21 protein-coding genes are annotated in these 21891 nt (G+C 40.7%); 19 read left to right on the top strand and 2 right to left on the bottom strand.

All coding sequences use genetic code 11. From position 1 onward, the window contains the following. The first annotated feature begins 351 nt into the window (after positions 1–351). From GOP56_RS14000 to GOP56_RS13990, 3 genes are all read left to right on the top strand, one after another. On the top strand, positions 352–1392 hold the full coding sequence (locus tag GOP56_RS14000) for a hypothetical protein (RefSeq protein ID WP_163245890.1): 1041 nt from the start codon (positions 352–354) through the stop codon (positions 1390–1392). 305 nt (positions 1393–1697) lie between these two features. Further along, entirely contained in the window at positions 1698–1970 is a 273-nt protein-coding gene (locus GOP56_RS13995) for a CD3324 family protein (RefSeq protein ID WP_022585481.1), read from the top strand. Positions 1971–2149: 179 nt separating this feature from the next. Beyond that, positions 2150–2800, top strand: a complete 651-nt coding sequence (locus tag GOP56_RS13990; protein WP_163245889.1) for a FusB/FusC family EF-G-binding protein — start codon at positions 2150–2152, stop codon at positions 2798–2800. A 204-nt stretch (positions 2801–3004) separates the two neighbouring features. Here GOP56_RS13990 and GOP56_RS13985 read toward each other — a convergent pair whose 3' ends face one another. Continuing rightward, complete coding sequence (locus tag GOP56_RS13985) at positions 3005–3868, bottom strand: PhzF family phenazine biosynthesis protein (RefSeq protein WP_367802387.1); 864 nt, start codon at positions 3866–3868, stop codon at positions 3005–3007. Positions 3869–4247: 379 nt separating this feature from the next. Between GOP56_RS13985 and GOP56_RS13980 the strand changes: the two genes are divergently transcribed. From GOP56_RS13980 to GOP56_RS13965, 4 genes are all read left to right on the top strand, one after another. Next, the gene (locus GOP56_RS13980) at positions 4248–4859 is read left to right on the top strand and encodes a hypothetical protein (RefSeq protein ID WP_163245888.1); all 612 of its coding nucleotides are present in this window, start codon (positions 4248–4250) and stop codon (positions 4857–4859) included. A gap of 60 nt (positions 4860–4919) precedes the next feature. Then, the gene (locus tag GOP56_RS13975) at positions 4920–5426 is read left to right on the top strand and encodes a hypothetical protein (RefSeq protein ID WP_163245887.1); all 507 of its coding nucleotides are present in this window, start codon (positions 4920–4922) and stop codon (positions 5424–5426) included. Positions 5427–5585: 159 nt separating this feature from the next. Then, on the top strand, positions 5586–6899 hold the full coding sequence (locus GOP56_RS13970) for a WD40 repeat domain-containing protein (protein WP_163245886.1): 1314 nt from the start codon (positions 5586–5588) through the stop codon (positions 6897–6899). Positions 6900–6943: 44 nt separating this feature from the next. Then, a complete protein-coding gene (locus GOP56_RS13965) occupies positions 6944–7144 on the top strand; it encodes a YwbE family protein (protein ID WP_003334410.1) in 201 nt (66 codons plus the stop codon). 178 nt (positions 7145–7322) lie between these two features. Here GOP56_RS13965 and GOP56_RS13960 read toward each other — a convergent pair whose 3' ends face one another. Further along, on the bottom strand, positions 7323–8321 hold the full coding sequence (locus GOP56_RS13960; protein WP_163245885.1) for a PLL family lectin: 999 nt from the start codon (positions 8319–8321) through the stop codon (positions 7323–7325). A 553-nt stretch (positions 8322–8874) separates the two neighbouring features. Here GOP56_RS13960 and GOP56_RS13955 point away from each other — a divergent pair. The 12 genes from GOP56_RS13955 to GOP56_RS13900 all read left to right on the top strand — a co-directional run bounded on the left by GOP56_RS13955 (position 8875) and on the right by GOP56_RS13900 (position 21837). Continuing rightward, on the top strand, positions 8875–9594 hold the full coding sequence (locus tag GOP56_RS13955; RefSeq protein ID WP_003334412.1) for a response regulator transcription factor: 720 nt from the start codon (positions 8875–8877) through the stop codon (positions 9592–9594). Continuing rightward, positions 9587–11329: a sensor histidine kinase gene (locus GOP56_RS13950; protein WP_163245884.1), complete on the top strand. Its 1743-nt coding sequence runs from the start codon at positions 9587–9589 to the stop codon at positions 11327–11329. Before GOP56_RS13955 ends, GOP56_RS13950 begins: the two co-directional genes overlap by 8 nt. Positions 11330–11542: 213 nt before the next feature. After that, the gene (locus tag GOP56_RS13945; RefSeq protein ID WP_022585491.1) at positions 11543–13141 is read left to right on the top strand and encodes an ABC transporter substrate-binding protein; all 1599 of its coding nucleotides are present in this window, start codon (positions 11543–11545) and stop codon (positions 13139–13141) included. Between the two features lie 96 nt (positions 13142–13237). Beyond that, positions 13238–14188 carry an ABC transporter permease gene (locus tag GOP56_RS13940; protein ID WP_163245883.1) on the top strand — a complete coding sequence of 317 codons (951 nt, stop codon included), beginning with the start codon at positions 13238–13240 and terminating at the stop codon, positions 14186–14188. A gap of 4 nt (positions 14189–14192) precedes the next feature. Next, positions 14193–15038 carry an ABC transporter permease gene (locus tag GOP56_RS13935; RefSeq protein ID WP_163245882.1) on the top strand — a complete coding sequence of 282 codons (846 nt, stop codon included), beginning with the start codon at positions 14193–14195 and terminating at the stop codon, positions 15036–15038. 43 nt (positions 15039–15081) lie between these two features. Further along, the gene (locus tag GOP56_RS13930) at positions 15082–16092 is read left to right on the top strand and encodes an ABC transporter ATP-binding protein (protein WP_163245881.1); all 1011 of its coding nucleotides are present in this window, start codon (positions 15082–15084) and stop codon (positions 16090–16092) included. Beyond that, positions 16067–17047: an ABC transporter ATP-binding protein gene (locus tag GOP56_RS13925; protein WP_163245880.1), complete on the top strand. Its 981-nt coding sequence runs from the start codon at positions 16067–16069 to the stop codon at positions 17045–17047. Before GOP56_RS13930 ends, GOP56_RS13925 begins: the two co-directional genes overlap by 26 nt. A gap of 26 nt (positions 17048–17073) precedes the next feature. Next, complete coding sequence (locus GOP56_RS13920) at positions 17074–17517, top strand: hypothetical protein (RefSeq protein WP_163245879.1); 444 nt, start codon at positions 17074–17076, stop codon at positions 17515–17517. Positions 17518–17687: 170 nt separating this feature from the next. Further along, positions 17688–18671: a polysaccharide biosynthesis protein gene (locus GOP56_RS13915; protein WP_163245878.1), complete on the top strand. Its 984-nt coding sequence runs from the start codon at positions 17688–17690 to the stop codon at positions 18669–18671. Then, positions 18668–19759 carry an undecaprenyldiphospho-muramoylpentapeptide beta-N-acetylglucosaminyltransferase gene (locus tag GOP56_RS13910; RefSeq protein WP_163245877.1) on the top strand — a complete coding sequence of 364 codons (1092 nt, stop codon included), beginning with the start codon at positions 18668–18670 and terminating at the stop codon, positions 19757–19759. The genes GOP56_RS13915 and GOP56_RS13910 overlap by 4 nt, the downstream gene beginning before the upstream one ends. A gap of 40 nt (positions 19760–19799) precedes the next feature. Beyond that, positions 19800–20447 carry a response regulator transcription factor gene (locus tag GOP56_RS13905; protein ID WP_163245876.1) on the top strand — a complete coding sequence of 216 codons (648 nt, stop codon included), beginning with the start codon at positions 19800–19802 and terminating at the stop codon, positions 20445–20447. After that, positions 20440–21837, top strand: coding sequence for a sensor histidine kinase (locus GOP56_RS13900; protein ID WP_163245875.1), 1398 nt, complete (start codon positions 20440–20442; stop codon positions 21835–21837). Before GOP56_RS13905 ends, GOP56_RS13900 begins: the two co-directional genes overlap by 8 nt. The last annotated feature ends 54 nt before the right edge of the window (positions 21838–21891 follow it).

Here is a 21891-nt window from a genome sequence, read left to right as displayed (position 1 = left end):
AACAGGCATAAGAATTTGGTAAACCTTTCATATGAGAAGACGATACGAACTACGCGACGATCAATGGGAACGAATTAATGGAGGATTCAGATACTTTTGCTAGGACAAGAAGTCTAGCTAAGAAAATCTTTTACAAGGTAACTAGGGGTCCGGAGATTCATGGGAGTTATCCAGATTATTTGTACCATTTTCACGGAAAAGTACCAGATGACAACCGACCTGGTAAGTATAGAGAGAGTCGTGGTCATTCATTTTATTTGGGAATTAATTGAATAATTAAGATAATCGCGAGTGTGGTAATATTATTAATATAATCACACTCGTATTTTATATATCGGGGGCGAACTTATAATGCAAAAAGAACGAGCTGAAATACCTCTACTAATCCCACTTAATCCTATCGTAAGTCCTTCATTCATAGCTTGCAGTCATTCCTGTGAAAAAGGAAAACTAGCAATCTGTAACATTAATCTCGAAAAAGGAAAAAAGGAAACCCTATATCCCATCCCTCAACAAATAGCGAAAATCTCAATCTCACCTACAGGCAATGTAATATACGGAGCTGAGCTTTATCAGCAAGATAACATAAATGTAATCGCATTTTATAGGATAGAGACCAATGAAAAACGTACAAATAAAATTGCAGTGATACCAGCTGACGAATATCGCAATAAATGGATGGAAACCAATAGCCTGAATGACGTTGAGGCTCATTTATCTGAAATATATGCCCTAGATGATCAGTACGCCCTTTTTTTCATCTCAAATTCAGGGGTAGAGTATGGGAAACCTTATTATAGTGATATTTTCTTAATTGATTCGATTGAATTATCTGTTTATAAAATAACCTCAGATATAGGTCATAATGATAGTTTGCTTCGACTTGATAGCCTACAAGCTTTCTATGCCGATCAGCATTACTACTTCTATATGAAGACAGGTAGAATTTATGCGTATGAAAAACAAAGCATGTGGAGAGAGACAAAAGCAAGTGATCCTTACTATGACCATTTGGAAACCATCATGATTTTTAACACGAGGGATTTTATTGAACAAGTAAAAGCCAATCAGAAAACGCTAAATGGAAAATTAATTGAGCAGGTTAATTACAATCAGACTTTGAGTGAAATGGATATAACAGCAGAAGGTATAAGCTATTTATGGGGCGACATTCCAAATGATGTACAATGCTTGATAAAATACAAGGCGAGCAACAATGAAAAAGATAAAATTTTTAATGAGACAAGTATAAAGGAATACAAAAATAGGGATGTACATGAAGATTGGCTGTATGAGCATATTGCCAAATTACAGAACAACATGAATGATAGGTATACGTTAGAAACTCGATATAATCATTATAATGTATTCCTAAGCGAAGATTTTGGTTAGACTGGGTATCCGAAATCAGTACCAATCAACCATAACTCACTTCCCCTGACAAATCACATCATATATGATTGAAATTATACAACAAATGAAAGATGACTAATGAAAATCCCAGGAGGTGATAAGCAATGGCAATAAAGCGTAGTTTGTCAGAAACCGCAGCATCTCATGCAAAGCCAAGTATTGGAGGCGATACTTTGCATGGGGTGGATATTCAATAGAAAATCGCCCAAGTTAGCATAGATCATTTCTAATTTTTGGCTTTGCACCTTATTTTCATTGATTTAATGAATAGGGGGCAGTCAGAAATGAAATATGTGAGTGCAACAGCTATTTTACCCGAAAAGCTGCTTGTTGAAATTCAAAAATATATTCAAGGTGAAACCATATATATTCCCAAACCAAAAACGACACACCAAAAATGGGGCTCGCGTTCTGGCGGAAGAAAGCTCATTGATGATAGAAATACTGCCATTAGGCATGCATTCAAAAATGGAAAAACGATTCATCAATTAGCTGATGACCATTTTCTTTCGGTAGAGACGATTAAAAAAATTGTATATTCCAGTAAACAGGCGTGAAGATTGCTGCACTTATAATCTATTCCCAAGATTATAAGTGCTTTTTGTATGTCGAGTTCATTTCTGAATCAAAGACTGCATATCAAAGCACAAGCCAATTTTTTATAGTGAAAGAGTGAAGAAGGGAAGAAACTTGAGCCTTTTGAAAAGACTAGGTTTATGGATTTGGAGGGAACGATATGGTGGAGCCATTTATTCAAAATCATCAATATAACTTTATTAAGAAGCAAATAGATATTCTGCGAAACGCTACCTTAACTGTTGCTGATCCTAAAGTAATGGAAGCGGTGAGGTATGGAGCAGAAGTAAAAGTAATAGACGTGTTTCCCACCGTTACGGATATTCAAAAACAATTGTTGGGGAGAATCTCTTCCATAAAAGCCGAAGAGTTTCAGGATTATCTCCGTTCATTAACACCCTACTTATTTGAATTTCCACAGGTGACTGAAAAACAGATCAGGAAGCTATTCCCCAAAAATAAAAAGCTTAAGGTTCCTGATTTAGTAACGATTGACTTCCTAAAGGTAACCTATCTTGGCTGGATTAACATTTCTAGTAATAAACTATTCATTGTTTATCATTTGAAGGGGAAAGCCGTTGGGATCGAAGGGAGATATTCTCTTGTACACAAGAAAAACATATGTGCATTATGCCATGGATATACGGATGTTGCTTTATTTTCAGCGATCTCGAAATCAAGAGCTGCTCATGTATCCTCTGATTATTACAAAGCGGTTGGTCAGTATATATGTATCAATAGTCATGAGTGTAACAGCAGGATTACGGATGTTACTGCCTTAGAGAGGTTTATTGAGGATGTAATAGGCTAAATCAGTTCTAGTTGGTATTAACTCATATAAAATACTCACCCCTCATTGAACCTTTCGTAACTTAAATCACAGCTTAATCAATGGCTGAACAATAGACATTTCTAAGAGAATAACTATCGATGCACTATCATATCGCAAATCAAAAGACACCTTATGATTCAGGTGTCTTTTTTTGTATATTACACGGGGCTTCCAGAATAACATTTATATGATGACGAACCTTTGTTGAATATTTGATGCAGTCCCGCCAACCTCAATTTGTTCGATTTTCCCCTGTTTAATAGAAAGTCTTGAAATAATGGTGGAAGGCTGATTCATGCTGTGACCCTGAGAGAAAGCTAAGGGGTGAATGGCCGCCTGATCAGAAATGAATTTATGCTTGTACAAATAGCATGCTAGTGCCCCACAGGATGTCCCTGTCGCACTTTCCTCCGGTATATCATACAAAGGGGCAAAGTTCCGGCAAGCAGCAATCATTTCGTTTTTTGTATCCAATGTGAATAAATGAAAGCCAATAACCTGATATTTTTTGCTTAGTTGTGAGATCAGATCAAAATCAGGTGTAATGTTATGGAGAATCTCTAGGTTTTTTATGGGAACAAGGATATCTTTTAATCCCGTTGAGGCAATCTCGATCGGGAGTCGCTGGTCTAACTCTTCTACTGAGATATGTAGAGATTGGATAATATCCTCTCTATTTGGTTGATCATAAAAGGTTGGAAGTGCTTGCGAAAGAAAAATATGATGATTCCCCTCAACAGTTACTTGTAGCAAGCCTGCTTTACACTCTAATGTATATGTTCCCTGACTAATTTTTTGCTGATAGGCCATTACATAAAAAGCTGCGATTGTGGCATGACCGCATAAATCAACCTCAGCATTAGGGGTAAAATATTGAATCTTAAAATCCGCAATGGAGGATGTCTGAATAAACGCTGTCTCGGAGAACCCTATCATATGAGCAATAGTTTGCATGTCCTGCTGTTTTAATAGATCGGCCTCTAACACCACGCCGGCTGGATTCCCCCCATTTGAGTCCGTTGAAAAAGCATGTAGCGTATAAACCATTACTTCCAAGATAATCACCTTTCTTATGGTGTCGTTATTTAACGATCAGGATTGATAAGGTTTTACATGTATCTGTCATTTTATCTATTATACATTTTTTAAAAATATTATGTTATTTTATAGATTATCCAAGTAAAGCCATACTCTGAAAGACAACATTATCGTGCAGTTAGACACAATATTATCCCATCCTTGTCAACGATTTTATCCCATAGAAAAAATAGTAGATCATCTGATTCAGAAAAGTGCTGGACTAGTTTATTTGGTCCATTCAAGAGATGTCTACCATTTTGACGATACATATGATAGGTCAATAACGCTGTAAGTATAGAAGAGAAGGATCAATTATTTTAGAGATAAACAAGTAGGAGGGTCTATATTGGAACGATTTACAGATGAGTATGGTCATAAATATTGCTTTAATATGGTAACTCATTATGGGGGCAAGGTAGTCGTGCATTGCCCGAAATGTTCGAAAAACGCATATATTTCAATAGAATCTAATGAATATGTTCTAAGATGCGGAGCGTGTTATCATGCCGAAACGCAAATGGAAGCCTATAAATACTCGGCTAGAGGGGTATGCCAGCATTGTGAAAGATACTTCAATCTGGAAGTAAAGGATGAAAAGCAACTAACCCAAAAACAACTAAATATAGCTTGCCCTCATTGCCAGACAATCAATCAAGTGCCAATGCATAGAGTGACAGATTATCGTTGGCGATATCAGGATATTCGAGGTGGGAGGGATCCCATTTTTCATATGGAGCTATACTATTTGGATTATTTTCGCGGGAAACCGGTGTGGGCTGTAAATCGAGAGCATTTGAGCTATCTGATATCCTATACGTCAGCCACCTTGCGTGAAAAACCAGCAAATGGTCCTATGCGAACTGCTTCTCATTCCCTTCCTGCGTATATGAAAGAGGCGAAGAATCGGGACGCTATCGTAAAAATACTCCATAAGCTACAGAAAAAATTTGAAGATTAGCAAAGTCGAAAGAAATGAGTGGATTTATACGAATAAATGTATGAGGAGGAGCGACATTTCATGCAATATGTAAGAGTGCCAGTAATGGAGGAGAATGAACTCTATTATTTTGAGATTGATGATCGCAGAGTCGCATATCGACAAATTGTGGTAACCGATAACGATCATTATACGGTATCGACTAGACCTAATTTTAAATTAAGTGAGATTGAAATAGAGTATGCAGACAATGAAGTGATAGATAAAGCTGAATTTGAAAGGCTATGGGACTTCGTGCTGGAACCATATAAGGCAGAATGGGATCAGATCAAGAGTGAGTATAGCATAGGCCAGGAAATCATGGGAGTCATCGAAATGTTTTATCCTCAGGGAATTATCATTAGGGTAAACGATAGCGTCTATGCAGTCACAGAGTACGAGGCTGTTAAGAGTCAGGTAAAACCAGAGTATTTATATCCTGGATATAGGATCAGTGGAGTCATCAATGGTTATGATGACAAGAATTTTTGGCTTGTTCTTGCAGCGTGCTCCATGACGGGAGAGCAAATTTCATCATCTATCCCGTAAGAGAAAAACAAGGATGGATTAACTCACGAGAGAAGACGGCAGGAGTTTCTAGAGGATAGATTGATGCCGCCCACCTCCTTCTTGAGAATCAGGAGTTAATCATATCGGCTTACAAGTGAATTCAGTTTCTTTTAACGAAAGCATCTAGGAGGGGAAGACATGGACTGGTTAAACAAAGAAGTGGCAGGGGCATGGCGTGAGGAAGGAAAACGTTATGCTTCAGATGTAAACCGTTTTATCCGCGAAATAAGAGAGATGGAAGGAAAACAGGAGCCTGCATATCCTTCAGATGATCAAAGGTCTCAATTGGCGGAAGAAGTTTTCGAAATGATAAAGGACGCTAACAAGAAGGGTAAATGGCAACAGCTTCGTCAAGAGCTTCCTCCTGCGACATGGCCATTGGCTACGAGGTTTGAAAAGGAGATGCAGGCTGTAAGGTCTATTTCATTTCTGGATGGCAAAACAATCGTCTTCACCTCAGGAGCAACATGGGAGAAAAGTAGTGTTTTCATAGCGAGTGAAGAGGGCGTAGAGCAATGTAAAGAGCTAAGCTATATTGGCTGCTCGATGGATGGTTCTGTATATGCTTTGGTTAGTCAGCGGGATATCCGTCTGATTCGTCATCCGGATCGACATTTACAGGGAGAAGAAGTAGCAGTGTTTCGTTGGGAGGATATATTGTCACAGATTAAATCAACAATTCCTGATTTGAATACACTTGCAGATTGTGAGCATCCTGAGGAAATACTAGAGGAAGTAATACCATTTTCAGACGGGAAAAGTTTGCTACTGGCTAGTGGGTACGGGATTTACTTCATAGAAAAAGATCAAGTAACTCTCCTGCATCCTAGTGTGTCAGAGTGCTTAGAAGATGAGCTGGAGGATACTAACATTGATATGCCTCACGCTTCTGTTTCCCATGATGAACGTTGGATTGCCTTTGGCAGTCAATGCAGTGACCATTTGCTTATAGATCGAAAAACAGGGGAGAGCCATTCGTTCTACCCGGAGTCTAGCTACCCGCATTACTGCTTATTTTCTAAAGACAATCAGAGCGTTTGGTTTAACTCATGTCACTTTTATAATGGAATAATGTTTCGCGTTCCATTGAAAGAGGTGGATAATGGTCAGGCGAAATCAGTAGAAGAGTGGCCAATCATGGATGAAGAATCCAGGGTCTATACTGCTGTGGCACTATCAGGGGGCACTGTGCTTGGCAATGCATACGGCTACGTGTGTTATATCAATCCGGAAGGTCAGGAGCTATGGCGTCATTTTGTGGGCAGTACGATTTCTGACATGGCGGTCTCCAAGGACGAAACGCTATTGGCAGTCGGTACCTATGGAGGCATGCTTCATCTTCTAGATTTGCAGGCGGAGAAGATGGACGAATACGGGATTGGAACGGGGACGCTGCGTGAATGTGAACGTTTTATCACTTGGAAGGGACTAGATGAAGTCTTACGTTGGTAATCAAATAGATAGGAATGATATAGCATGGTACAGGCGGTGCGGACATGAATGGGAAAAAGCGAAGTGAGATCATAGCTGGTCTAGAAGTGGAGATTGTTTTAAAACAAGATCAGCGAACAGGAAAGCGTACAAGAGGAATTGTGAAAGACATTCTGACGAATTCCAGCACGCATCCACATGGCATAAAAGTAAGATTGACGAACGGAATGGTAGGTAGAGTACAAGAGATTATCAAAGGGGAGTAGCTTACGTTTGAGATTAATCCCTATGGTGGAGCTTTAGAAAGAAGTCTGTAAGTAGGCTGCAAATCTTTTTTGCTAACATAAAGGAAAATGGAGATGTAACAATCAGTCGATGTTAATCTCCATTTTCTCTTTTATCTTTTCGTGTATGAAACTGATAAATGCATTACTGGGTATTTCATTAACGGAATTTGGACTCTACCGTTATCTGGTCAATCCCCCCACCTAAGGAGTCCCAATCCCCCCAACCATTACTAGGAGCGCTCTGCCAAATATGCCAAAGAGCCTTGTCATTACCCCGAGCGAAGACCTCTAGACGCCCGTCCGCATTCTGTCCCACTTCTAGCAGATCAATCCACCCACCAAGGGAAGCCCAATTATTCCAGCCATTACTAGGAGCACTTTGCCAAATATGCCAAAGAGCCTGATCACTCCCCCGAGCAAAAACCTCTAAGCGTCCATCAGCATTGTGTCCTACAGCAAGCAGATCAATCCAACCGCCGAGAGAGTCCCACTTACTCCAGCCATTATCAGGGGCACTTTGCCAAATATGCCAAAGAGCCTTGTCACTCCCCCGAGCAAAGATCTCTAAGCGCCCATCGGCATTGCGTCCTACAGCAAGCAGATCAATCCAGCCACCAAGGGAAGCCCACTTACTCCAGCCATTATTAGGAGCACTCTGCCAAATATGCCAAAGAGCCTGATCGCTGCCCCGAGCAAAAATTTCTAAGCGCCCATCCGCATTTTTTCCTACGGTTAGCAGATCAATCCAGCCACCGAGGGAGTCCCACTTACTCCAGCCATTATTAGGAGCACTTTGCCAAATATGCCAAAGAGCCTGATCGCTCCCCCGAGCAAAGACCTCTAAGCGCCCATCAGCATTTTTACCTACAGCTAACCTATCGATCCAACCGCCAAGAGAAGCCCAATCACTCCAACGACCATTCGGGGTCAATTCCCAAATATGCCAGAGGGCATTATCTGTACCAATAGCAAAAACCTCTAAGCGTCCATCAGCATTACGAGCTACTACAGGTGAATGAATGGCACCACCTAGGGAGGTCCAGCCACTCCAACCACTTTTACTTGAAGCAACTTGCCAGTTATGCCAAAGAGCTTGATCATTGCCGCGAGCAAAGAAATCTATTCGACTGGCTAAGCCTTTTTCTGTTGCTGACATTATGAACACCATCTTTCAGTAATAGATTGGAAATATTTCCAAAAGTATGTTATTTAGCAAATAAGATTCTTGTTACAAAGGATTAAAAAATAGGTTTTTGTGCATCAAAAATAATAGAATGAGAAAGCCATGAATACGAAGCCGATGTTCCTCTGCTTTGACTGACTCCAATAGAACGTACTCCTAAGCTACTTTGTAAAATAAAAGTAAGAGCGATTGTTTTCCTAGACAGCTCACTATGAAAACGATCGCTCTTTGTTTGAACAAAATAGTAGTTATGTGTAACAGACTAACTTGTTTTTTTCATTGACAGTCCATATTGAAAAATCAACACGTTAGCCATCAGGACACCTAAAAGTCTTACTCCGCAGATTCCGTCTACGACTGTTATTTTTTGTCTGTTTAGCTCCATTTCGTATTCATCTCGGCCACTACGATAAAACAGCTCCTTTATGGAAAAGTAAACACAGCCTTATGCAGGGATAAAATCTCCGCCTTAACGTTAAGGTGTTGTTAAGGTTACTGTGATAGGATAACAACGAGGTGGAGAATTGTGGAGAACGCCAAGATCTTACTTGTTGATGATGAAAGATCAATTGTTATAATGCTGGAGAAAGTATTGAGAAATGAAGGCTTTCATCAAATATTTCACGCTTCAACAGCAAAGGAAGCCTTGCAAATGGTTCAGGAGCAGAAACCAGATTTCATTGTGCTTGATGTCATGCTGCCGGACCAAAGTGGGTTTGATATTTGTCCAAAAATCAGGCAGATGTCCCATGCCCATATCTTGTTCGTTACGGCAAGAGCCTCCGATTTGGACATTTTGACGGGATTTGCTACAGGCGGAGATGATTATGTAACAAAACCATTTAATCCATTGGAAATCGCTGCGAGAATTAAGGCTCGCCTGAGACGAGATAATTTATCTATTCCAATCTCAGAGCCAGAGATTACAACATATAGCTACAATTTTGGCAGGTTTATCGTAAACGAAACGGCAGGGGAGCTTATCGTGGAAGGACAGCGGGTCTCGTGTCCGGCACAGGTTTTTCTGTTGCTGCTCTATTTGTGTAAACATCCCAATCGGATATTTTCGAAAGGTCAATTGTATGAAGCGGTATGGGGATTAGATGGTCTAGCAGATGATAACACTGTCATGGTTCATATTCGTAGAATTCGTGAAAAAATTGAGGTTAATCCCAGCGATCCAAAATATCTGGTAACCGTTCGAGGGCTGGGGTACAAACTTGTCAAGGAGAACAGACGTGAGTAGGTTAAAACGAAGGCTAGCTGTACACTTTATGTATCAGTTTTTTTTACTTGCAATCGGAACACTTCTGCTCATCACTGTGGGATTAATTGTACTTGTACAAGAAATCAGTCAGAACGAGATTAAACGGAACTTTCCCACAGGTGCACTGGACATAATGGTGTCTGATACCATAATTGAAAAAGACAAAGTCCAATTAAATGACTTGTTACTAAAGCAGATACGTGAAAAGGACATGTGGCTACAAATCGTTAGGGAAGATGGGCGCGTTATTCATTCAGTCAATGTTCCCGAAGGCTTGCCAAACAGCTATCGAATCGATGAGCTGTGGGGGATTCATCAAACAGGTCATTGGAATTCATATACGATATACACAAAGATTTATAACACATTTGATTCACCGTATTTATTTTTACTAGGTAATAGTGAACCAAACAAAGAATTGGCGGCTAAATGGTTTGCCCGCTATGCTCATCAAGGAATAGTGGCCACTTCTTCTCTGGCACAGATAGAAAAAGAAGTGAATGATCTAGGTTACCTACATGTTGTCGATCCACAAGGAAATGTTATTCAAACAATTGGCAAAAAAACAGAGAAACAGCAGTATCTTCCTATTGATTTAGTGAAGATGCAGATGGAGCCAGGTTCTTATCCGACGAAAATTGATGTATATTATGACCCTACATCTTTTAATACGTGGGTTCTACATATTACGAAAAAAGACGGAGAGTATCAGAAGCAACCGCTTTTACATGAAATCATTTATACTCTTGTAAAATTATGCGGGGGACTTTTTGCTCTGGCCATTCTTTTTTCCATCTGGCATGGCTATCGTTATGGTCAGCCGTTGCTGTTATTTATTGGCTGGCTGGAGCGAATGGGACAGGGACGCTACGATGAGGTATTGACCAAGAAGGACAGGAAAAATGCGTATCGTAAAAGCGGAAAGCTACGCATGCGATATCGACTTTATCAGGAGGTTATTGAGGCTTTTTATCAAATGGCTGAAAAGCTAACAGAGTCGGAGCGGGAGAAAAAACGGTTAGAAAAAACCAGAGAAGAGTGGATGACTGGAATTACTCACGACCTGCGAACGCCTCTGACAACCATTCAGGGCTATGGACATATGCTTGAAAGCAAACAGCTTGATTGGACAGAAACGGAATTACAGAAAGTGGGGCATATGATTCGAGAAAAGGCGGATTATATGCGGATCTTAGTAGAGGATTTTTCCCTTTCCTTTCAATTAAAGAACAATGCGGTATCCTTTTTTGTAGAACGGGTGGAGCTAAATGAATTTGTAAGAAGGATTATCTTGCAGCATATCAATGACGTAACCATAGAGGAAACCTCATTTACCTACGAAAGTAATCCTGAGCCACTGTACATGATGGCTAATCCGAAGTGGTTCACGCGCATGCTGGATAACCTGATTATCAATGCAGTCAAGCATACTCCTCCGGGGACGATGGTTACAGTTATGACGAAGCGCCAGGAGAACAGAGCAATATTAATTGTAAAAGATGAAGGATTAGGAATGGATGAGGAAACGAAAGAAAAGCTATTTGAACGTTATTATCGTGGCACTCATACGGAGGAGAAGACAGAAGGCTCCGGTCTGGGAATGAGTATCGCAAAGGCCATTGCAGAGGGGCATCACGGTACAGTCGAGGTAGAAACAGGAGTAGGCAGGGGTACTGCGATCACCTTATCGTTTCCTTGTGAAAAACATCAGTAGGGAGCTTCTCATGCTTGAGGAGCGAATCTTGTGCAAAGCCGAATTATCCAGATGTAAAGCAGGCATTAACAGGCAGTCATCCTGTAATGGCTGCTTTATTTTATTTTATGGATTAATTCCGATCGGTTTACTTGCCTTTTTTCGTTAAGGTGCTATACTAGAAAACAACTTAACGTTATTCCCGAAATGAAGATCAAAATCGGAGGAGTCGACATGACGAAGCGCTTTGGAATTATTTCTATTATGATGAGTATCCTTTTATTTCTTAGCGGCTGTGCTAGTGAAGGTACAGCACCTCAGCAGGGAGGAGACCAAAGTCAACCTGTAGCCGGGAGCGGCACACCCAAAAATGGGGGAAGCTTGGTAATCGCAGTTGGCGATGATCCTAGCGCACTTAACCCGAACTATGCTGGGGATCGCGTGACCTTAACGATTAATCAATCCTTGTTTGCACCCTTATTTACGATCAATGAGGGGAAGAAAACATTTGTATTGGCTGAGAGCCTGACGCAATCCAAGGATTTTTTAACCTATACGCTAAAACTGCGAGATAACCTGACTTGGCATGATGGAAAAAAGCTGACTGCTGATGATGTAGTTTTTACGCTTGCTAGTATTTTGGATGAAAAGCAACACAGCCCACAACGAAGCTTGTTTGTCTTAGATGGAAAGCCGATTCAGGTGAAAAAAGTTGACGATACAACAGTAGACTTTGTACTTCCTCAGGTCAGTGCAGCTTTTGAGGGAGCTTTGGTTCAGGTTTCCCCTATTCCTAAACATATTTTTGAAAATATAGAGGATATTGAAAAGAGTGAAAAAAACTTCAGTCCAGTCGGTTCTGGTCCGTTCAAATTCAAGGAATATAAACCTGGAGAGTATGTAACCTTAGAACGCTTTGATAACTACTTTGCAGGAAAATCCTACTTAGACACGATCACGTATCGAATTACCAAGGATAGTAACGCTGCGAATTTAGCAATGCAAAATGGCGAAATTCAAATGAAGTTCATCGACCCACAGGATTATAACAAGATGAATGACATGCAGATGTTTACCTTAATTAAATATAATGAAGGTCGATTGGTGTACATGGCTTTTAACCTCAATATTGATGTTTTACAGAAAAAAGAGGTTCGCCAAGCGATTGCCTATGCGATTGATAAAAATGAATTAGTTCATGCAGCGTACTCGTCTCTTGATTATGCTGAGCCTGCTTATTCCTTGCTTACTCCTGATGCGCTTTACTATACAAAGGAGTTGCCTACGTATGATTATAACGTGGAGAAAGCTAAGGAATTGCTTAAAAAAGCAGGAGTCAATCATTTGAAGCTTAGATTGGCCTATGTGAATAACAATAAACCGCAAACCAGCCAAGCACTCTATCTTCAGCAGAAATTGAAAGATATCGGAATTGAAATCGAACTACAGCCATTAGATCCAGCAGCGTTCTCAAACAAATCTCAGGATATGAAAAACAAAGATTATGACTTGTCCTTTGGCGGCTATATTATGGGCTATGAACCGGATGCTTATAAATCTCTATTTGTTAGTACAGAGCCTTTTAACTATTCGCACTACAATAACAAAGAGTTTGATCAGCTATGGTCCAAGGCTGCTGTAGAGGTTGATACGGCAAAACGTGCTGAGCTGTATAAAAAAATCCAGCAAACAGTAGCAGATGATGTACCAATCTATCCCATTGCATACCCTAAATCCATTATAGCGGTGGACAAAAAATTTGGTGGGTTGCAAGAGGCGGTTACGAAGCCGGTTACCATGTTTGAGGATTTGTCGAAAATTTACGAGCAATAATAATAGTTCAATCATTTATAGGGAACAAGGGAGAAAATAAGCTGATTCGAATCAGCTTATTTTCATTCCCAGAAGCTGTTGTAGGAGGACATTCATGTGTTTTCATTTATAGCAAAACGGATTCTTCAATCCATTCCAATGTTATTTTTTATTTCTATTGTTTGCTTTGCTTTGATAAAGCTGGCTCCCGGTGATCCCCTGCAAGCCTTCATTACTCCCAAAATGAGTCTTGAGGATATCGAACGGATTCGGCATAACATGGGATTAGATCGACCTGGATATGTTCAGTATTTGATGTGGCTGAAAAATGTGTTTATGGGTGATTTTGGCTATTCACTTATCAATCATCGGCCTGTGCTGACACAGGTAATCGAACGGTTGCCGGCAACAGCAGGGTTAATGGGAGCTTCTATCCTTCTCTCTGTTCTGTTGGCTATTCCATTAGGATTGCTGGCAGGGGCAAATCGAAATAAATGGATTGACAGTATTTTAAATATGTTTTCATATGTAGGCATTTCCATTCCAGCCTTTTGGTTTGCTATGCTTCTGATTTACTTTTTTGCGATTAAACTGCATCTTCTTCCTAGCATGGGAATAAGAACAATCGGAGTGACCTCCGCCTGGGATGTTATCAAGCACGGGATTCTTCCCTGTTTGGTTCTTAGTTTTGGGCAATTGTCTGTTTATATGAGATATATTCGTTCCAATACGATTGGACAACTAAAAGAGGATTATGTTCAAATCCAATACGCGTACGGCTCTACCCGATGGCAGATTCTTTTTCGCCATGTGCTAAAAAATGTACTTTTACCGATTATTACCCTTCTGGGGATGTCATTACCTGATTTGATTGCTGGAGCGATTATTACTGAAACGGTATTTTCTTGGCCGGGAATTGGCTCACTTAGTATTAAGGCTGCCTTTGGATTTGATTACCCAATCATTATGGCGATTACCATGTTTACGTCCGTCTTGCTTATCATCGGCAATTTACTGGCAGATATCCTATACAGCGTAGTTGATCCTCGAATCAGGGCATGGAGGTAGCAAGATGAATAGAAGAAGATGGAATAACGTAAAAATGGAATTGTTCTCTAATAAGCTGGGCTTGATCTCGATTATGATTCTGCTTGTTTTTGCCCTTGGCTCCCTATTTGCTTTTTTAGCTCCGTATGATCCTAATCAGATCGTTATTCAGGATAGGCTTCAGGCGATGAGCCAAACGCACTTTTTTGGAACTGATGATTACGGTAGAGATTATTTTTCTCGGGCTCTATATGGTGGGCGAGTCTCTTTACTGGTGGGATTTGCTGCTATGATTATCGCTACCGGACTTGGTACAACAATTGGAGCGATTAGCGGCTATTTTGGAGGCATGGTCGATAGCATCATCATGCGCACCGTAGAGATTTTAATGTCAATTCCATCCTTTTTATTAATGCTGATTCTAAGTGTGTATTTAAAGCCTAGTATTCAAACCGTGATTATTATTATTGGACTTTTGACCTGGATGAATGTAGCTAGACTTGTCCGAGCAGAGACACTATCTGTCAAGGAACGAGAATATGTATTGTACGCCAAGGTGTCGGGACAAAGCTCATTTAAAATGATCTGCTATCACATCATTCCAAGTATCTCTTCTACTATCATTGTGACGGCGACCATCAATATTGCTTCTGCGATCTTGATGGAGTCGGCGCTGAGCTTTCTGGGATTAGGTATTCAACAGCCTAATTCATCCTGGGGGAGCATGCTAAACAACGCACAAGGATTTATAGGGGAAGCACCCCATCTAGCTCTATTTCCCGGCTTGTTTATTCTGCTTACGGTAATGAGCTTTAATGTCTTAGGGGATGTTTTGCGAGTAGCCTTTGAAACAAAAGCCAATGACGAATAGACATAGAATAACGAATGAAGATGATCAGCTTGGAGTGAGTCATATGACGGAAGTTTTATTGGATGTGAAGAATTTAAGAACGTCCTTCTTCACACGCGCTGGAGAGGTGCAGGCTGTTAGAGGAGTCAGTTTTTCCGTACACAAAGGTGAGATAATTGGGATTGTAGGCGAGTCGGGAAGTGGAAAAAGCGTAACCGCCAAATCCATTCTCTCTTTGATTGCACACCCGGGAAAAATTGTTGGTGGACAGATCAATTTCGGTGAAAAGGATCTGCTTTTAGCGACAGAAAAGGAGCATAAAGCAATTCGTGGGAATCAGATCGCTATGATCTTTCAAGACCCCATGACTTCGCTGAATCCGGTATATAAAATCGGGCGACAGCTAACGGAAGTAATCATCAGACATCAAAAGGTGAGTAAGTCTGTAGCGAAACAAAAGGCAATCGAATTATTAAAACAGGTAGGCATTTCCTCTGCTGAGGAACGCTTCAACCAATATCCCCATGAATTCAGCGGCGGAATGAGGCAGAGAGTGATGATTGCAATGGCGCTTTCATGTGAACCGGAGCTATTGATCGCCGATGAGCCTACTACCGCATTAGATGTAACGATTCAGGCGCAGATTCTTGATTTAATAAAAGAGCTCGCTAACCAATCAGATACAGCAGTTATGCTGATCACGCATGATTTGGGTGTAGTTGCCCAAGTATGTACAAGAGTAATTGTCATGTACAGCGGTATGGTGATGGAGGAGGGGAAGGTTGAGGATATCTTTTATCGCCCGCAGCATCCTTATACACAGGGGCTTTTGCGTTCCCTGCCGAAACATCATAAGGGAAATAAAGAAAGACTAATTCCCATCGAGGGAACTCCGCCTAGTTTATTAAACCCTACGAATGGCTGTCCATTTGCCGAGCGTTGCCCGCATATGATGGATAAATGTCTGAATCAGATTCCGCCTTCTTATGAATTGGGCTCCGATCAACGGATGAAATGCTGGCTGGGAGAAGAGATCGGGGGGAATCGGTATGAAAACCAAAGACATTTTAGTTGATGTAGAGCATCTCAAAAAATATTATCCAATCCATAAAGGCTTTTTTGGAGGGGTAAAGACATATGTGAAGGCTGTGGACGATGTCAGTTTTCAGATTTATAAGGGAGAAACGTTTGGACTGGTTGGTGAGTCTGGCTGTGGTAAATCTACAACAGGACGCAGTATCGTTCGACTGTTCGATGTGACTGAAGGGAAAATACTGTTTGATGGACATGATGTAGCAAAAATGAACGAACAACAGCTTAAGCCATTCCGCAAACGAATGCAAACGATTTTTCAGGACCCGTATTCTTCTTTAAATCCGGGTATGACTGTCTTTGAGCTGATCAGTGAACCTATGAATATCCATGAATCACTCGGGGCAAATGAGCGTAAGGAAATCATTTCGGCTCTCTTGGAGCGTGTAGGTTTAAAGAAAGAACATCTGGAGCGTTACCCGCATGAATTTAGCGGTGGGCAAAGACAAAGGGTCAGCATTGCTCGATCTCTTGCTGTGAAGCCGGAGTTTATTATGTGCGATGAACCAATCTCAGCACTGGATGTATCTGTTCAAGCCCAAGTGGTCAATATGCTAGAGGATTTGCAAAATGAACTAGGGTTGACCTATCTGTTCATCGCCCATGATCTATCGATGGTCCGTCATATTTCAGACCGTATTGGAGTGATGTACTTAGGCCAATTGGTAGAAGTAGCTGAGAGTGGCGAGCTATATGAGCATCCGGCACATCCTTATACACAAGCACTGCTTTCCTCTATACCGGTAGCTGATCCGAAGCTGCGCGATCAAAATCGTATCATGATGAAAGGGGACATTCCAAGCCCGTTGTCAACCATTCGCGGCTGTAAGTTCCAATCGAGATGTCCTTATGCATCGTCACGCTGTGCAGAAGAGCAGCCAAAGCTAGTATCGATTAGTGCGGGTCACCAGGTTGCCTGTCATTTATTCAGTGAATAAGTCAAAGATCGAGAGGGGATTCCACAATGTCTTTAGTAAAGCTTTCGCAAAATGAAGCACTGATGATTGAAGTCCTTCGAGCAGAGGGTGTGACAGATGAAGCATTATTGGACGCTTTAAAAAAGGAAGATATCAACGATTTTCAGCAATGTAGCGATGACTTCGACTTTTCTCATCTGCTCGATTTTTCCAGACAAAACTGGAATGAGCTTGAACAAGCAGTCAGAGAAGGATATCAGATTAAATTTAATACAATCAATGGGATTAAATATCTGATCTCTGTAAGACTAAACCAAGTAGCTGACCGTGATTATGAAAACAAGGGAGAATATCTATCGGAAATCAAGCTGAAAGAAGCGGAAGTCATCTGGCTACAGTCTGTGCTCTCTAAGAATTGGACAGTCGTAGAGCAAAAGCAAGATCAACACTCAGAGCTAAAGGTCGTCCAAATCGAATTGGTTCATTCGTAAGCATAGGAGTATCATACCGTCATTTATTAATGGAAAGTCACCTGTCAGGGTGACTTTTTTGTCGTTTAAGCATCACGATCGTATCATTTTCTTTTTTTGTCATACTGGCGTAACACTTCAGCACTACGATATATCTAGTCATTTTTCAACAACGCGCTGGAGGGATTCGAATGAAAAACGAGACATTTTTAATAACAGGAGGTACCGGTTCCTGGGGCTGGGAGCTAGTGACCCAGTTATTAACGAAGCATCCTAAGGAGATACGTATCTATTCTCGTAATGAAGCTCTTCAAGTAGAGATGAGTCAGCATTTTAATGATCAACGCGTACAGTTCATTATTGGTGATATTCGCGATAAGCAGGAAATGATACAGGCTTGCCAAGGTGTCGACCATATCTATCATGTAGCGGCTTTAAAGCATGTACCTATATGTGAAAATCAGCCGGATATCGCTATTAAAACGAATATAATCGGCACACAGAATGTGATTGAAGCTGCTATTTTCAATAAGGTAAAAAAAGTGATTTATGTATCAACAGATAAAGCCTCAAATCCCTCAAGTACATACGGGATGACAAAGGCGATCGGGGAACGCCTCATTATTCAAGCCAATCTGCGAGATACTTCTACTAAATTTGTTTGTGTGAGAAGTGGAAATGTTTTAGGATCAACAGGCAGCGTCATTCCAATATTTCAACATCACATTCAGCAGGGACTGGATTTGGGTGTGACGGATATGCGAATGACAAGATTTTTTTTACGACTAGAAGAAGCGATTCGGATGCTATTTATCGCTACAGAGCAGAGTGTTGGCGGAGAGACGTTTGTCTTACACATGCCATCTTGTAAGATCAGTGACATGGCTGAGGTATTCATCGAGGAATCAGGAAGATCTGATGTAAGAATAAAACACTTGGGTTTGCGACCTGGAGAAAAACGTAATGAAACACTCATCTCCGAGTGTGAAAGTCATAGAGCGATCCATTTAAATCAGGAATACTTTGTGATTCTCCCTACTTATCAATCTCCAGAGCTACAGGAGCATTACGCTCATTGTGAACCAGTTGGTTTTCATAGCTATCATTCGGAAAGCTCCCTTATGACAAAGCAAGAGGTTAAACAAATGCTAGAGATGGGAGGATTCCTAGGATGAAAAAAATCATTTTTACAGGAGGCGGATCAGCGGGCCATGTGACGGCTAACCTAGTGCTGATTTTCGAATGTACAAAGGAAAACTATGAAATCCATTATATCGGATCAAAGAATGGTATTGAGCAAAGACTTGTAGCGGAATTTGACCAGGTTCACTACCATAGCGTGTCGACTGGTAAGCTACGGCGCTATTTTGATTGGAAGAACTTTACTGATGTTTACAAAGTGATGAAAGGCATCCTTCAAGCGTATCTCCTAATAAGAAGGCTGAAACCCGATGTGGTATTTTCTCTTGGAGGATTTGTTTCTGTCCCAGTCGTTCTCGGGGCAAAGCTAAATGGAATTGCTACTATCATTTATGAACCTGATGTGCATATGGGACTCGCTAATCGGATATCTTATCCTTTTGCGACGAAGGTGTGTACAACCTTTTTAGAAACGAAAAAAAATAATTCATCAAAAAAGACGATCCATATCGGAGCTCTTGTAAAAGATACGCTAAAAGCGGGGGATCGGGAGCGCGGAATTTCTTTCTGTAACTTTACCTATCAAAAGCCCGTCCTTCTTGTGATGGGAGGGAGCCAAGGGGCAGAGAGGATCAATCAGGTTGTTCGGGCTGTTTTACCTGATCTATTACAAAACTTCCAGGTGATCCATTTATGTGGGCCGGGAAAAATAGAGGCATCCATCCAGCAGGAGGGGTATCAACAATTCGAATATGTGACACATGTATTGCCTGATTTATTGGCAGCGGCTGATATAGTAGTGTCGCGTGCTGGCTCTAACTCCATACACGAATTGTTAGCCCTGCAAAAGCCGATGCTACTCATTCCACATACCAGTGGTGGCACGAGAAATGGGCAAATAAAGAATGCACAAAATTTTCAACAGGCAGGATATGCAGCAATTCTTATGCAAGAGACTATGACCAATCAATCATTTTTGGACAGTGTTTATCATCTTTATCAAAATCGTGAAACCTATATCCAACAGATGAAAACCAATGATTCTGGAAAAGCTGTAAAAAAGGTTATGGATGTAATCAAGAGTCTTGCTAAGCAGAATCGTAATCATTACACGGTAGATTAAATTGATTACTTACGTTACATGATAGAAACAAGGAGTATCTATGAATATATTACTTGCAGACGATGATTTGGACATGCTGAGAATTATACGCCTCTATTTTGAAAAAGAGGGATTTCAGACGTTTACCGCACGGGATGGTGAGGAAGCCTTAGCAATCTTTTATAATCACAGGATCGATCTTGCTGTGATTGATTGGATGATGCCAAAGGTTAGCGGACTTGAGGTGTGCAGGGAGATGAAAGGACATCATACTGCTAAAGTTTTACTGCTTACAGCTAAAGGAGAGCATGAGGACGAGCTGACGGCATTAGAAATGGGGGCCGATGAATATGTCAGGAAGCCCTTTGAGCCGCGAATTTTATTATTGCGAGCAAAAAAACTGCTGCAAATAGAAGATAGCATTCGGATTGGTCCATTGCGGGTGGATATGCAGGGAGGCAAAATTTATAAGGATGGAATCGATCTAGAGGCTACAAAAAAGGAGTTCCAACTAATGAAATGCTTTCTAGCAAATCGCGGAAGAATTTTATCGCGGAAAACGCTATTAGATCAGGTTTGGGGATTCGATTATTATGGGGAGGAAAGAACCGTAGATACACATATCCGTAGGCTCCGTGAAAAAGTTGGAGAGAAGCTCATCAAGACACATCGAGGTGTCGGATATAGCTTAGAAGTAGGGCATGAATAAGCTAAGTCGAAAGTTATTTTTGCGCACATCAGGGATAATCTGCTTTGTGTTTATGCTGTCCTATCTTCTTACTACGTTTTTTTTACCGAGCTATATTTTGTATCAAAAAAAGATCCATCTAGCAGAGCTTACTGCTAAGCTGGAGCCAATGGATATCGCACAATTGCTCCGCGAGGTTGAGAAGCTGGAGTATGACTACAATGTAACAATTGTACAAGTCCCTTTTCGTACAGATAGGAATGAAATGAATGGATTGGTACGAGATGAATTACATAAAAAAGGGATTACGCTATCTAAATTCTGGATTACAGAGGAGAGCTTTGAAAAATTAGAAAGGCATGAGACAGTCCGCAAAATTTATAGCCAAGAGAAGCTGGAAACTAGTTTTTTGGTAACCTTTTTAAACAAGAAGGGGACATTGTTTGTTATTGGAGATTCGATTGCACATTCAAGTGCATTTATTCAAATGGTTAACGAATTTAACTTATATTTAGCGATAGGAACACTGTTACTGACAATCGGATTGTCATGGCTTATTGCTAGGCAAATTGTACGTCCTCTGAGCCAGTTACGCCAAACAGCAGAGGATATCTCCCATTTGTCCTTTCAAAAATCCGAGATTCAGACTGGTGATGAAATAGAGAGCTTAGCGGAAAGCATTAATATGATGAGTGATAAGTTGAAGGAAGCCCTAGAAGCATTGGAAGAAAAAAATCAAAATCTGCGTATCTTTATTTCGGACATTTCCCACGAGCTAAAAACGCCGATTGCGCTTATCAAAGCATATTCTACAGGGATAAAGGATGGGCTAGATGATGGCACGTTCGTTGATGTTATTAAAAAGCAAGCCGATGAGATGTCTGGAATTGTAGACAAGCTCCTGAATCTATCCAGACTACAAAATGATCCAATCACGATGGAGTCATTTGACTTTTGTCTTTTATGTAAGCAAACCATAGATAAATATCAGATTGCCATTGCACAGAAACAGCTCATTCTGACAGTAGAAGATTGGGGATTGCGTAATTGCTTTGTCCTAGGGGACCGAATGAAAATTGAGATTGTACTTGATAACTTTATTAGTAATGCGGTGAAGTACACAAAAAATCAACAGATAGAAATCTCGATTCAAAGAGAAGAAGCGCATTTGGTGTTCTGCATAAAAAATGGCATTGAGCACTGGGATAGCATGTATTCAGAAAAAATCTGGCAACCCTTCTATGTAATCGAAAGCTCCCGAAATAAGAGCTTGAGCGGTACAGGATTGGGATTATCTATTGTTCAAGCGATTTTGCAGAAACATCATGCATCATTTGGGGTACGCGAAGAACAGGGGATCATCGCGTTTTCCTTTACGCTACCCGTAGCAAATACAATACCTAAATGCTAGAGAAGGTTGTAAAAGTAACAGCGCGGAGGAATGTGGAGGTTCCTCCTACTACAT

The organism is Brevibacillus sp. 7WMA2 (genome assembly GCF_010748895.1).
Classification (GTDB): Bacteria; Bacillota; Bacilli; order Brevibacillales; family Brevibacillaceae; genus Brevibacillus_B; species Brevibacillus_B halotolerans.
The sequence above is the reverse complement of the archived record's forward strand: the minus strand, read 5'-3'. Positions and strand labels throughout refer to the sequence as shown.

Excerpts from the sequence above, each read along its gene's own strand:
- GOP56_RS14000 (WP_163245890.1), top strand. The coding sequence starts at position 352 with ATGCAAAAAGAACGAGCTGAAATACCTCTACTAATCCCACTTAATCCT.
- GOP56_RS13995 (WP_022585481.1), top strand. The coding sequence starts at position 1,698 with ATGAAATATGTGAGTGCAACAGCTATTTTACCCGAAAAGCTGCTTGTT.
- GOP56_RS13990 (WP_163245889.1), top strand. The coding sequence starts at position 2,150 with ATGGTGGAGCCATTTATTCAAAATCATCAATATAACTTTATTAAGAAG.
- GOP56_RS13985 (WP_367802387.1), bottom strand. The coding sequence starts at position 3,868 with ATGGTTTATACGCTACATGCTTTTTCAACGGACTCAAATGGGGGGAAT.
- GOP56_RS13975 (WP_163245887.1), top strand. The coding sequence starts at position 4,920 with ATGCAATATGTAAGAGTGCCAGTAATGGAGGAGAATGAACTCTATTAT.
- GOP56_RS13970 (WP_163245886.1), top strand. The coding sequence starts at position 5,586 with ATGGACTGGTTAAACAAAGAAGTGGCAGGGGCATGGCGTGAGGAAGGA.
- GOP56_RS13965 (WP_003334410.1), top strand. The coding sequence starts at position 6,944 with ATGAATGGGAAAAAGCGAAGTGAGATCATAGCTGGTCTAGAAGTGGAG.
- GOP56_RS13960 (WP_163245885.1), bottom strand. The coding sequence starts at position 8,321 with ATGTCAGCAACAGAAAAAGGCTTAGCCAGTCGAATAGATTTCTTTGCT.
- GOP56_RS13945 (WP_022585491.1), top strand. The coding sequence starts at position 11,543 with ATGACGAAGCGCTTTGGAATTATTTCTATTATGATGAGTATCCTTTTA.
- GOP56_RS13935 (WP_163245882.1), top strand. The coding sequence starts at position 14,193 with ATGAATAGAAGAAGATGGAATAACGTAAAAATGGAATTGTTCTCTAAT.
- GOP56_RS13930 (WP_163245881.1), top strand. The coding sequence starts at position 15,082 with ATGACGGAAGTTTTATTGGATGTGAAGAATTTAAGAACGTCCTTCTTC.
- GOP56_RS13925 (WP_163245880.1), top strand. The coding sequence starts at position 16,067 with ATGAAAACCAAAGACATTTTAGTTGATGTAGAGCATCTCAAAAAATAT.
- GOP56_RS13920 (WP_163245879.1), top strand. The coding sequence starts at position 17,074 with ATGTCTTTAGTAAAGCTTTCGCAAAATGAAGCACTGATGATTGAAGTC.
- GOP56_RS13915 (WP_163245878.1), top strand. The coding sequence starts at position 17,688 with ATGAAAAACGAGACATTTTTAATAACAGGAGGTACCGGTTCCTGGGGC.
- GOP56_RS13910 (WP_163245877.1), top strand. The coding sequence starts at position 18,668 with ATGAAAAAAATCATTTTTACAGGAGGCGGATCAGCGGGCCATGTGACG.
- GOP56_RS13905 (WP_163245876.1), top strand. The coding sequence starts at position 19,800 with ATGAATATATTACTTGCAGACGATGATTTGGACATGCTGAGAATTATA.
- GOP56_RS13900 (WP_163245875.1), top strand. The coding sequence starts at position 20,440 with ATGAATAAGCTAAGTCGAAAGTTATTTTTGCGCACATCAGGGATAATC.